Genomic DNA, 12116 nt, shown 5'->3' on the forward strand with positions numbered 1-12116 from the left:
CGCCCTTTTTTATGCGCGGGAAATTATTTGACGCCGTGCTGGGCGAACCACGCCAGCATGCGCTGCCAGCCGTCCTCCGCCGCTTCGGCGTTGTAGCTGGGGCGATAGTCGGCGTTGAATGCGTGCCCGACGCCAGGATATACCACGATTTCGGCCTCGGCGTTGGCGGCGCGGATCGCCTGACGCATGGTTTCCACCGTCTCCAGCGGAATGCCGCTGTCCTGCCCGCCATACAGCCCCAGCACCGGCGTTGACAGGTGGGTGGCGACATCGACCGGATGCTTCGGTGAATTCAGCGTTTTCTCGCCGACCAGTTTGCCGTACCAGGCGACCGCCGCCTTCAACTGCGGGTTGTGCGCCGCGTACAGCCAGGTAATGCGGCCGCCCCAGCAGAAACCGGTGATCGCCAGCTTGCCGGCGTCGCCGCCGTGGCGGATAGCCCAGTGCGCGGCGTGATCCAGATCCGACAGCACCTGACGATCCGGCACCTTGGTCACCAACTGCTGGAACAGTTCGCCGATATCGGTGTAGTCGTTGGCGTCGCCCTGACGGAAATAGAGCTCGGGCGCGATTGCCAGATAGCCCTGCTTGGCCAGGCGACGGCACAGATCCTGAATGTGCTCATGGACGCCGAAGATTTCCTGTACCACCAGCACGATGGGGAAGGGGCCGTTATGGTCGGCGGGTTTGGCGACATAGGCCGGCAGCGCGTCGCCCTGAGAAGGGATGGTCGTTTGCCCGGCGTGAATGCCCTGTTCGTCGGTGATAATCGCGGAGGCGGCCAACGGCGCGGCGGCCGGGGCGAATCCCCCCTGAGCCTGTTCTAATGTCATCACATGTTCGGTTTTCATTGCGGTCTCCGTGCAATAGAAAAAAGCGCTGAGATTAACTATAGGAAAGATTACCCATTATTGGCGCTGCGTGGCGCACTTTCGGACAAGTCGATAAAAAACGGCTAATTATCTGGCTTTGCGGCATTTTTAAGCGCTTTTTATCATGTTATTACGCGTTTTGGCCCACGTAAGTGCCATAAGGTGCGTTAGAGGGCTTTTTTGTCCCTAAGCAACCGATAAGATGGGGGTATTTCGAATTGATGAGCTAAATAGTTTCAGTCGGCAACCAACGGGCAGGGAGCGGCAAGGTTTGTCGGCTAGACTGAGATTTAGCGGTGCGTTCTGGATGCGTCATAGTGATTTTTTTCGTGATAAAAATCACAAAAAATATGTAGCATGTGATTTGTTTCTCTTTTCATAGTGACTATCGTCACGAAATTAAGCGGCGATTTTCAGTAGAGTGCTTTTTTGTTCCTCCCAATAAACATGATCCATGAGGAGTCTCGTATGTCTCAGTCTGATGTTTTTCATCTCGGCCTCACCAAGAACGATTTACAAGGGGCCCAGCTTGCCATCGTGCCGGGCGATCCGCAGCGCGTAGAGAAGATTGCCAAGCTGATGGAAAATCCGGTGCATCTGGCCTCCCATCGTGAATTCACCACCTGGCGCGCAGAGCTGGACGGCAAGGCGGTGATCGTCTGCTCCACCGGTATCGGCGGCCCGTCTACCTCTATCGCGGTGGAAGAGCTGGCGCAGCTGGGCATTCGCACCTTCCTGCGCATCGGCACCACCGGCGCCATTCAGGCCAATATCAACGTCGGTGACGTGCTGGTGACTACGGCGGCGGTACGCCTCGACGGTGCCAGCCTGCACTTTGCGCCGATGGAGTTTCCGGCGGTCGCGGACTTCGCCTGCACCACTGCGCTGGTGGAAGCGGCCAAGGCCAGCGGCGCGACCACCCACATTGGCGTGACCGCTTCTTCCGATACTTTCTACCCGGGCCAGGAACGTTACGACACCTACTCCGGCCGCGTGGTCAGCCGTTTTAAAGGCTCGATGGAAGAGTGGCAGGCGATGGGCGTGATGAACTATGAAATGGAATCCGCCACGCTGCTGACCATGTGCGCCAGCCAGGGCCTGCGCGCCGGCATGGTGGCTGGGGTGATCGTTAACCGCACCCAGCAAGAGATCCCGAACGCCGAAACCATGAAAAACACGGAAAGCAAAGCGGTGCAGATCGTGGTGGATGCCGCCCGCCGTCTGCTGTAATCACCTCCCCTCAACGGGCCGCTGACGCGGCCCGTTGAGGTTGATGACAAACCTCATGCCATTGCCGGGTTTGCAAAGAGCTGCGGATAACAAACAGGGAAAATCAATTCATTGATTTTCGGCTGATGACCACAAAGGAGGAAAAACCGCGTTTTTTCCTCCTTTGTCAACGAACTGAACGGGCCGCTGACGCGGCCCGTTTTTCCATTCGCGGCGAATCTGTTACGGTGATACTCCTCAGCGCTGCGCCGATGGCTGCCGCGCGTTGTCATAACAAAAACAACGAGGACGTTTATGACCGCCCAGATCCTGCTTCATCCTTCGCTTGCGCCGCTCGACGGCGGCATTAACTTCCGTGACTTCGGCGGCAACGGCGTGGCCGACGGGCGCCGCATCAAACGCGGCCTGCTGTTCCGCTCCGGTTCTCTCGAACGGCTGACGGAAAGCGACTGCACTTTCCTCGCTGGAGTGCCGGTACGTTCCGTGCTGGACTACCGCGATGCCGACGAAGTGCAGGCCAAACCGGATATTCTGTGGAATGGCGCCGACTATCACCACGTGCCGGCTAACCCGCTGAGCAGCGAAGTTAACGCCAACCTGGAAAAGCTCACCAACGAAACGCTGGCCGCTTTCGACGCCCGGGCGTTCATGCTGGAGCTGTATCGCCGCCTGCCGTTCGGCAATGCGGCCTATCAGCGGCTGGCGCAGCTGTTGAGCAACCCTGGCGGCGGCGCGATCGTGCAGCACTGCGCGGTCGGCAAGGATCGCACTGGGGTCGGTTCGGCGCTGGTGCTGTTCGCGCTGGGCGCCGACGAAGCGACGGTGCTGGAAGACTATCTGCTGACTGAAACCACGCTGGCCACTTTCCGCGAGCAGATGCTGGATCAGCTGTCTATCAAGCTGAATGCGGCGGCGCTGGAGCAATTCGCCTACGTGCTCAGCGCGCGCGAGGAGTTCCTGATGACGGCGCTGGGCTGCATCCGCCAGCAATACGGCTCCACTGACCGCTGGCTGGAAGCGGAATACGGCCTGGGCGCGGCCCAGCGCGAAGCGCTGCAGGCGTTCTACCTCGAGTAAATTGCCGCGTGTTTAGCCGGGGTTTAACTCGCCCCGGCTTACCCTAGGCGGCGAACCATCGCGTATCAGGAGCCCTGCATTGAGCCTCAATGACGTTATCAACTGGGTCAGTGACGTCGTGCGTCAGCACGAAGGCTGGGCCATTCCCATCATCTTCTTCCTGGCGTTCGGTGAGTCGCTGGCGTTTTTGTCGCTGCTGCTGCCGGCCACGGTGATCCTGCTGGCGCTGGGCGCGCTGATCGGCGAAAGCGGCATCGCCTTTTGGCCGATTTGGGTCGCCGCCGCCGCCGGGGCGTTTTTCGGCGACTGGCTCTCTTACTGGATCGGCTATCACTATCAGGATCGCGTGGCCCATATGTGGCCGCTGTCGCGCAATCCGCAGCTGCTGGCGCGCGGCCATGCCTTCTTTGAGCGCTGGGGCGTGCTGGGCATTTTCATCGGCCGCTTTTTCGGCCCGCTGCGCGCCGTGGTGCCGCTGGTGGGCGGCATTTGCGGCATGCCGCAGCGCTATTTCCAACTGGCCAACGTCACGTCGGCGATGATCTGGGCGTTCGGCATTCTGGCGCCGGGGGCGTTCGGCATCAAGTGGCTCAGCCAGTGGCTGGGCTGATTTCTCGCTAAATTGCGTAGCGCCGCGCAATATTGTGCGCGGCGGGCAAAATCAGGCTGGACATCCATACAGCCTCCCCTTAACGTGACGGGCAATGGGCGTGCGAAACGCCGGAACGGCAAGGTGCAACAGGAGGCAGGGTGGATACCAGTCTGATTTATGGGATTGGCGGCGTCGCGATCGGCATGCTGTTGGGGTGGCTGATCGCCAGTCTGCGGGTGCAGCAGACGAATGCGCAACATGAAACCGAACTGCGGTTGCTGGAGCAAGCATTGCAGCAGGCGCAGCAGGAAACGGCCGTGCGGCAGGAGGCCCTGCAGCGCCACGAACAGCAGTCGCGCCAGAGCGAGCTGGAGCTGCGCAACCTGCACAGCCAGCTGGCGGCCGGACATGAGAAGCTGCAACAGCTCAATCATTGGCGCAACGAATGCGAACTGCTCAATCAGGAGCTGCGCGCCCAGCGCGAGGTTAACAGCGCGCAGGAGGCCGAGCTGCGCGAAGTCACCATCCGTCTGGAAGAGACGCGTATGGCGGCGGAGGAGAAGCAACGCCTGCTGATCAACAGCGAACAGCGCCTCACCACCCAGTTTGAAAATCTCGCCAACCGCATTTTTGAACACAGCGGCCGCAAGGTGGACGAGCAAAATAAGCAAAGCCTGGATCGTTTACTGCTGCCGCTGCGCGAACAGCTGAACGGTTTCCGCCGCCAGGTTCAGGACAGCTTTGGCCAGGAGGCGCGGGAGCGCCACACGCTGACGCACGAGATACGCAATCTGCAGCAGTTGAACGCGCAGATGGCGCGCGAGGCGATCAACCTCACCAAGGCGCTGAAAGGCGACAACAAAACGCAGGGCAACTGGGGCGAGGTGGTGCTGAGCCGGGTGCTGGAAGCCTCTGGCCTGCGCGAAGGGCATGAGTATGAAACGCAGGTCAACGTGCGGGTGGATCACCAGAGCCGCATGCAGCCCGATGTGATCGTACGCCTGCCGCAGGGCAAGGATGTGGTGATCGACGCCAAGATGTCGCTGATCGCCTACGAGCGCTATTTCAACGGCGAGGATGAGGCGGAGCGCGAGGCGGCGCTGAGCGAACATATCGCCTCGCTGCGCGGCCACATCCGCATGCTGGGCCGCAAGGACTATCAGCAACTGCCGGGGCTGCGCTCGCTGGACTATGTGCTGATGTTCATTCCGGTCGAGCCCGCCTTCCTGCTGGCTATCGATCGCGAGCCGGAGTTGATCAGCGAAGCGCTCAAGCACAACATCATGCTGGTCAGCCCGACCACGCTGCTGGTGGCGCTGCGTACCATCACCAACCTGTGGCGTTATGAGCATCAGAGCCAAAATGCCCAGCGCATCGCCGATCGCGCGGCGAAACTGTATGACAAGATGCGGCTGTTCGTGGACGATATGTCCGTGCTGGGGCAGAGCCTGGACAAGGCGCAGGGCAGTTATCGTCAGGCGATGAACAAACTGAGCGAAGGCCGTGGTAATCTTATCGGCCAAATTGAAGGTTTCCGCGCGCTGGGGGTTGAGGTCAAACGGCCGATCAACCCGCTGCTGGCGCAGCAAGCCGGCGCGCAACACGATGACGCGGAAGAGGCGAACGACGATGATGTCGCCGCGCTGCCGCAGACGAAAGACGATGACGATACCGCCGGGGAGCCGGGCTTCGTTTCGCACGGCTGAGGCCGTGGCGAGGTGGGGTATTCCCCAGGCTTCTGGTACACTCATCAACACAAAATTGACTGAATAGCAGGCAGGACAATGGCAGATCAACCGCAGGAAACCACCGATTTCGGTTTTCGCACCGTCGCTAGAGACGAAAAACAGGCCATGGTGGCGGACGTTTTTCATTCGGTAGCGGCAAAGTATGACGTGATGAACGACCTGATGTCGTTCGGCATCCATCGTATCTGGAAGCGTTTCACCATTGACTGCAGCGGCGTGCGCCGTGGGCAGCGCGTGCTGGATCTGGCCGGCGGTACCGGCGACCTGGCGGCCAAGTTCTCCCGCATGGTCGGCGAGCAGGGGCAGGTGGTGCTGGCGGACATCAACGATTCGATGCTGAAGATGGGGCGGGAGAAGCTGCGCGATCGCGGCATCGTCGGCAATATCAATTACGTGCAGGCCAACGCCGAGGCGTTGCCGTTCCCAGATAACTACTTCGATTGCATCACCATCTCCTTTGGCCTGCGTAACGTGACCGACAAAGACAAAGCGCTGCGCTCGATGTTCCGCGTGCTGAAGCCGGGCGGGCGCCTGTTGGTGCTGGAATTCTCCAAGCCGCTGCTGGCTCCGCTGAGCAAGGCTTATGATGCCTACTCCTTCCATGTGTTGCCGAAGATCGGCGAGCTGGTGGTGAAAGATCCGGACAGTTACCGTTACCTGGCGGAATCGATCCGTATGCACCCCGATCAGGAAACCCTGAAAGGCATGATGGGCAACGCCGGTTTTGAAAACGTCACCTATTTCAACCTGACCGGTGGGATTGTCGCCCTGCATCGCGGCTTCAAGTTCTGAGAGGGAGATGCCGATGCTGTTTACCCCTCTGCTGACCGGTGCGCTGGAAACCTCGCTGAATAACCTGCTGTTTCGCGATCGCAGCATGAAAGCCGCTCGCCAACGCCTGGCGGGCAAGGTGCTGCGCATCGAACTGGAAGAGTTGGCTTCACCGCTGGTGCTGATGTTCAGCGAACTGCGTGTGGACGTGCTGGGGCAGTCTGAAGACAGTGCCGATTGCACCGTGCGCAGCCGCATTCCCGCCTTACTGAAGCTGCGCGATCGCCAGCAGTTGCCAGTGCTGATGCGCAGCGGCGAATTGACGGTGGAAGGCGATATTCAGGTGGTGCAACAGCTGGTTGGCCTGCTCGATCTGGCGGAGTGGGATCCGGCGGAATGGCTGGCGCCTTATGTCGGCGATATCGCCGCTCAGGGCATTACGCAGGCGCTGGGCAAAGGCGCTTCGTTACTCAAGGCCGGATTGATGCGTCGGCAGCAAGACATGGCTGAGGCGCTGACTGAAGAGTGGCGTCTGGCGCCGGGGCCGCTGGAAGTGGTGTGGTTCAATGAAGAAGTGGATGCGCTCGCCCGCGGCGCGGAAGCGCTGATTGCCCGCATGGATAAGTTGGAGGGCAAGCGATGACCCCAGGCGAACTGCGTCGTTTGTATTTTATCGTCCGCGTTTTTCTCAGCTATGGGCTGGACGAGCTGATCCCGACAATGCGTTTGACGCTGCCGCTGCGCTTCGGCCGCCGGTTGCTGTTCTGGATGCCTAATCGGCACAAGGACAAACCGCTGGGCGAACGTCTGCGGCTGGCGCTGCAGGAATTGGGGCCGGTCTGGATCAAATTCGGCCAGATGATGTCGACCCGCCGCGATCTGTTCCCGCCGCACATTGCCGATCAGCTGACGCTGCTGCAGGATCGGGTGGCGCCTTTCGACGGTGCGCTGGCGCGCAAGCATATCGAGCTGGCGATGGGCGGCCCGCTGGAAGCCTGGTTCGACGACTTCGATCAGCAGCCGCTGGCCTCTGCCTCGATCGCGCAGGTGCATACTGCGCGGTTGAAAACCACCGGCCAGGAAGTGGTGCTGAAGGTGATCCGACCGGATATCGGGCCGATTATCAAAGCCGATGTGCGCTTGATGTACCGGCTGGCCGGTTGGGTGCCGAAGCTGTTGCCGGACGGCCGCCGCCTGCGTCCGCGCGAAGTGGTACGCGAGTACGAGAAAACCCTGCTGGACGAATTGAATCTGCTGCGTGAAGCGGCCAACGCCATTCAGCTGCGTCGCAATTTCGACGGCAGCCCGATGCTGTACGTGCCTGAAGTCTACTCCGACTACTGCCGCGAAAGCGTGTTGGTGATGGAGCGTATCTACGGCATTCCGGTCTCGGACATCGCCACGCTGGAGCAGCAGGGCACCAACATGAAACTGTTGGCGGAACGTGGCGTTCAGGTGTTCTTTACCCAGGTCTTCCGCGACAGCTTCTTCCATGCGGACATGCATCCCGGTAATATTTTCGTCAGCTACGAACATCCGGAAGATCCCTGCTACATCGGCATCGACTGCGGCATCGTGGGTTCGTTGAACAAGGATGACAAACGCTATCTGGCGGAAAACTTCATCGCCTTCTTCAACCGCGATTACCGCAAGGTGGCGGAACTGCACGTCGACTCCGGTTGGGTGCCGCGTGACACCAACGTGGAAGATTTCGAATTTGCTATCCGCACCGTGTGCGAACCGATTTTCGAGAAGCCGCTGGCGGAGATTTCCTTCGGCAACGTGCTGCTGAATCTGTTTAACACCGCGCGCCGCTTCAATATGGAAGTGCAGCCACAGCTGGTGTTATTGCAGAAGACCTTGCTGTATGTTGAAGGACTGGGACGTCAGCTCTACCCGCAGCTGGATCTGTGGACCACCGCCAAGCCGTTCCTCGAGAGCTGGCTGCGCGATCAGGTCGGCATTCCCGCCGTGGTGCGTGCGTTGAAAGAGAAAGCGCCGTTCTGGGCGGAGAAACTGCCCGAACTGCCCGAGCTGTTTTACGATAGCCTGCAGCAGCATAAACTGTTGCAACAAAGCGTTGATAAGCTGACCAACCAGATGCAGGCTCAGCGGGTTCGTCAGGGGCAGTCACGTTATTTGTTCGGCGTTGGCGCTACACTGTTGGTAAGCGGCACGCTGTTGCTGCTGGGGCAAATCGAGGTGTTTCCCGCCTGGATGATGGCCGCCGGCATCGTATGCTGGGTGATTGGCTGGAAGCGAACCACCTGATTTAATTCGTTACTCTGGTAAAGTCGGCTCTATAATGCGGGCTGGCTTTAAAAGACCCTTTAAAATTAGAGGTAATTAAAATGGGCGGTATTAGTATTACGCAATTGTTGATCATCGCAGTGATCGTGGTGCTGCTGTTCGGTACCAAAAAACTGCGCACGCTGGGCTCCGATCTCGGCGCCTCGATCAAGGGCTTCAAAAAAGCGATCGGCGACGATACGCCGTCGACCCCCAATACGGCTGAAAAAAGCAGCCTGGATGATGCTGACTTCTCGGCCAAGCCTATTACCGATAAGCAGCCGGAAGTGAAACCGGAAGAGTCGAAGAACAAAGAGCAGGTATAAACCGTGTTTGACATTGGGTTTAGTGAGCTGCTGCTGGTGCTGGTGATCGGCCTGGTTGTTCTGGGGCCGGAACGTTTGCCGGTTGCGGTCAGAACGGTATCGGGCTGGATCCGCGCGCTGCGCTCGCTGGCGGCCTCGGTGCAGCACGAACTGTCTCAGGAACTGAAGCTGCAGGAGCTGCAGGACAGCCTGAAAAAAGCCGAACAGGCCGGCCTGCAGAACCTGACACCGGAGTTGAAGGCGTCGATGGATGAGCTGAAAGACGCGACGGAATCTTTGAAACGCACCTACCGGGGCGAGAAAGAAGAGCTGGCGAACACCATTCATAACCCGCAGGCCATCGATCCGGAAGCTTTGCACGACGGCGTGACGCCGGCGGAAGCGGCAACCAGCGCCAGCGCGCCCGCCGCGGTGCCAAAACCGGCAGTGGAACCTGAAGCCGTCGTGGCGGCGCAACCGGCTAAAGCGCCGGTGGAAACCGTGCCTGCTCCTGTCGAACCTGTTGCGGATAAAACCCCAGCGTCTCACCAACCTAGTGGCGATCGTTAATACATGGCTGTTGAAGATACCCAACCCCTTATCAGTCACCTGATAGAGCTGCGCAAGCGGCTGCTTAACTCGATTATTTGCGTGCTGGCGGTGTTCGTGGTGCTGGTGTTTTTCGCCAACGACATCTACCAGTTGGTCTCTGCGCCGCTGCTCAAGCAGCTGCCGGCCGGGGCGAGCATGATCGCTACCGACGTGGCGTCGCCGTTCTTTACGCCGATCAAGCTGACCATGATCGTCTCGGTGTTCGTCTCTGCGCCGATGATCCTGTATCAGGTGTGGGCATTCATCGCGCCGGCGCTGTACAAGCATGAACGCCGCCTGATGATGCCGCTGCTGGTGTCCAGCAGCCTGTTGTTCTACCTCGGCATGGCTTTCGCCTACTTCATCGTGTTCCCGCTGGCCTTCGGTTTCTTCGCCAAGACCGCGCCAATGGGGGTGACCATTGCGACCGATATCAAAAACTACCTCGATTTCGTCATGGCGCTGTTTATGGCGTTTGGCGTCGCTTTCGAAGTGCCGGTCGCCATCATTCTGCTGTGCTGGAGTGGCGTCACCTCGCCGGAAGATCTGAAGAAAAAACGGCCGTATGTGTTGGTTGGCGCGTTTGTGGTCGGCATGTTGTTGACGCCGCCGGACGTATTCTCGCAAACCCTGTTGGCGATACCGATGTATCTGCTGTTTGAAGTGGGGGTGTTCTTCGCTCGCTTCTATACCGGAAAACGTCGTCCACAGGCGGAAGAAGAAGACGAGGGTGACGAACCCCCTGCCCCCTGATCCATCTTGATTGCTAAGCCGCCCATTGGGCGGCTTTTGCTTTGGAAAAAACCATGTTTGATATCGGCGTTAACCTCACCAGCAGCCAATTCGCCAAAGACCGCGAGACCGTGGTGGAGCGCGCTCGCACGGCGGGTGTTACCGGGATGTTGATTACCGGCACCGATCTGCCTGAGAGCCGCGAGGCCGCCAAACTGGCGCAGCAGCATGCGGGCTATTGCTGGTCCACCGCCGGTGTGCATCCGCATAACGCCAGCAGCTGGGATGTACACAGCGCCGAGCAGATTTATGCCCTGGCCGCCGGCCCAGAAGTGGTGGCGATCGGTGAATGCGGTCTGGATTTCAACCGCAACTTCTCGACGCCGGAGCAGCAGGAAGCGGCGTTCATTGCGCAACTGGCGCTGGCGGCGGAGTTGGCACTGCCGGTGTTTCTTCATTGCCGCGACGCACACGCACGTTTTGCCGAGCTACTGACGCCGTGGTTGGATAAACTGCCCGCGGCCGTGGTGCACTGCTTCACCGGCACCGCCGAAGAATTAGCAAGCTGCCTGTCGCTAGGCCTGTCGATCGGGATTACCGGTTGGGTCTGCGACGAGCGGCGCGGCCTGGAGTTGCGTGCCCTGTTGCCGCAGATCCCGGCCGAGCGTCTACTGCTGGAAACGGACGCCCCTTATCTGTTGCCCCGGGATTTACAGCCTAAACCCGCATCTCGCCGCAACGAACCCTGTTTCCTGCCCCATATCGTGCATCAGGTCGCCGTCTGGCGACAGGAAGAGCCGCAATGGCTGGGGCAAAAAACCGATGAGAACGCCCGCCGGCTATTCCGGCTGGTTTGAGCTAGGAGAAAACTATGAGCTATGCATTTCCGGGTACCTTCCCTGGTCGTCGTATGCGCCGCGTGCGCCGTCATGACTTCAGCCGCCGCCTGGTCGCCGAGAACCAACTGACGGTCAATGACCTGATTTATCCGGTGTTTGTCATGGAAGGCAGTAACCGCCAGGAAGAAGTGGCCTCGATGCCGGGCGTATCGCGCATGACGATCGATCTGCTGATTAAGGAAGCGGAAACCATCGCCAAACTCGGCGTGCCGGTAATCTCCCTGTTCCCGGTGATCGAACCGGGTCTGAAATCGCTGCATGCGGAAGAAGCCTATAACCCAGAAGGGCTGGTACAGCGCACGGTGCGCGCGCTGAAAGACGCGGTGCCTGAGCTGGGCATTCTGACCGACGTCGCGCTCGATCCCTACACCACCCACGGGCAGGACGGAGTGATCGATGAGCAGGGCTACGTGATTAACGACGTGACCAAAGACATTCTGGTGCGTCAGGCGCTGTCTCATGCCGAAGCAGGCGCAGAAATCGTGGCGCCGAGCGACATGATGGACGGCCGTATCGGGGCGATCCGCGATCGTCTGGAACTGCAGGGTTTGGTGAATACCCAGATTATGGCCTACTCCGCCAAGTATGCTTCCTGCTACTACGGTCCGTTCCGCGATGCGCTGGGTTCCAGCGGCAACCTGAAGGGCGGCAACAAAAAAACCTATCAGATGGATCCGGCCAACAGTGACGAAGCGCTGCAGGAGATTGCGCAGGATCTGCAGGAAGGTGCGGACATGGTGATGGTGAAACCGGGCATGCCTTACCTGGACGTGGTGCGCCGCGTGAAGGATACCTTCGGTGTGCCGACTTTCGCTTATCAAGTGTCCGGCGAGTACGCCATGCACATGGCGGCGATTCAGAACGGCTGGCTGCAGGAGCAACCTGCGGTGATGGAGTCGTTGATGTGCTTCAAACGCGCCGGCGCCGACGGCGTGCTGACCTACTTCGCCAAGCGTGTCGCCCAGTGGCTGCACGACGACGCGATGCGCCGCTAAGCGGAACATGAGCCA

13 protein-coding genes are annotated in these 12116 nt (G+C 59.6%); 12 read left to right on the forward strand and 1 reads right to left on the reverse strand.

Features of this window, described 5'->3' with window-relative positions:
* Positions 1-23 precede the first annotated feature (23 nt).
* On the reverse strand, positions 24-851 hold the full coding sequence (locus tag ACSJLU_RS01205) for a dienelactone hydrolase family protein (RefSeq protein ID WP_025304915.1): 828 nt from the start codon (positions 849-851) through the stop codon (positions 24-26).
* 489 nt (positions 852-1340) lie between these two features.
* On the opposite strand from ACSJLU_RS01205, the gene udp reads away from it, so the two are divergent.
* From udp to hemB, 12 genes are all read left to right on the forward strand, one after another.
* Positions 1341-2102 carry a uridine phosphorylase gene (gene udp, locus ACSJLU_RS01210; protein WP_004934432.1) on the forward strand — a complete coding sequence of 254 codons (762 nt, stop codon included), beginning with the start codon at positions 1341-1343 and terminating at the stop codon, positions 2100-2102.
* 294 nt (positions 2103-2396) lie between these two features.
* A complete protein-coding gene (locus ACSJLU_RS01215) occupies positions 2397-3179 on the forward strand; it encodes a tyrosine-protein phosphatase (protein ID WP_025304916.1) in 783 nt (260 codons plus the stop codon).
* 79 nt (positions 3180-3258) lie between these two features.
* Positions 3259-3789, forward strand: a complete 531-nt coding sequence (locus ACSJLU_RS01220) for a DedA family protein (RefSeq protein WP_342096813.1) — start codon at positions 3259-3261, stop codon at positions 3787-3789.
* 140 nt (positions 3790-3929) lie between these two features.
* Positions 3930-5477: a DNA recombination protein RmuC gene (rmuC, locus tag ACSJLU_RS01225; protein ID WP_342096814.1), complete on the forward strand. Its 1548-nt coding sequence runs from the start codon at positions 3930-3932 to the stop codon at positions 5475-5477.
* 78 nt (positions 5478-5555) lie between these two features.
* Positions 5556-6311, forward strand: a complete 756-nt coding sequence (gene ubiE / locus ACSJLU_RS01230) for a bifunctional demethylmenaquinone methyltransferase/2-methoxy-6-polyprenyl-1,4-benzoquinol methylase UbiE (RefSeq protein WP_025304918.1) — start codon at positions 5556-5558, stop codon at positions 6309-6311.
* A 13-nt stretch (positions 6312-6324) separates the two neighbouring features.
* Positions 6325-6933 carry a ubiquinone biosynthesis protein UbiJ gene (gene ubiJ, locus ACSJLU_RS01235; protein WP_197813044.1) on the forward strand — a complete coding sequence of 203 codons (609 nt, stop codon included), beginning with the start codon at positions 6325-6327 and terminating at the stop codon, positions 6931-6933.
* Positions 6930-8561 (forward strand): ubiquinone biosynthesis regulatory protein kinase UbiB, encoded by a 1632-nt coding sequence (ubiB, locus tag ACSJLU_RS01240; protein WP_025304920.1) that lies wholly within the window; start codon positions 6930-6932, stop codon positions 8559-8561. Before ubiJ ends, ubiB begins: the two co-directional genes overlap by 4 nt.
* 80 nt (positions 8562-8641) lie before the next feature.
* Positions 8642-8905 carry a Sec-independent protein translocase subunit TatA gene (tatA, locus tag ACSJLU_RS01245; RefSeq protein ID WP_004934452.1) on the forward strand — a complete coding sequence of 88 codons (264 nt, stop codon included), beginning with the start codon at positions 8642-8644 and terminating at the stop codon, positions 8903-8905.
* Between the two features lie 3 nt (positions 8906-8908).
* A complete protein-coding gene (tatB, locus tag ACSJLU_RS01250) occupies positions 8909-9454 on the forward strand; it encodes a Sec-independent protein translocase protein TatB (protein WP_025304921.1) in 546 nt (181 codons plus the stop codon).
* 3 nt (positions 9455-9457) lie between these two features.
* Positions 9458-10228 carry a Sec-independent protein translocase subunit TatC gene (gene tatC / locus ACSJLU_RS01255; RefSeq protein WP_004934456.1) on the forward strand — a complete coding sequence of 257 codons (771 nt, stop codon included), beginning with the start codon at positions 9458-9460 and terminating at the stop codon, positions 10226-10228.
* 53 nt (positions 10229-10281) lie between these two features.
* Positions 10282-11064 (forward strand): 3'-5' ssDNA/RNA exonuclease TatD, encoded by a 783-nt coding sequence (gene tatD / locus ACSJLU_RS01260; RefSeq protein ID WP_197781277.1) that lies wholly within the window; start codon positions 10282-10284, stop codon positions 11062-11064.
* 14 nt (positions 11065-11078) lie between these two features.
* The gene (hemB, locus tag ACSJLU_RS01265) at positions 11079-12101 is read left to right on the forward strand and encodes a porphobilinogen synthase (protein WP_025304923.1); all 1023 of its coding nucleotides are present in this window, start codon (positions 11079-11081) and stop codon (positions 12099-12101) included.
* Positions 12102-12116 lie beyond the last annotated feature (15 nt).

Source organism: Serratia bockelmannii (genome assembly GCF_051803255.1).
Lineage (GTDB): Bacteria > Pseudomonadota > Gammaproteobacteria > Enterobacterales > Enterobacteriaceae > Serratia > Serratia bockelmannii.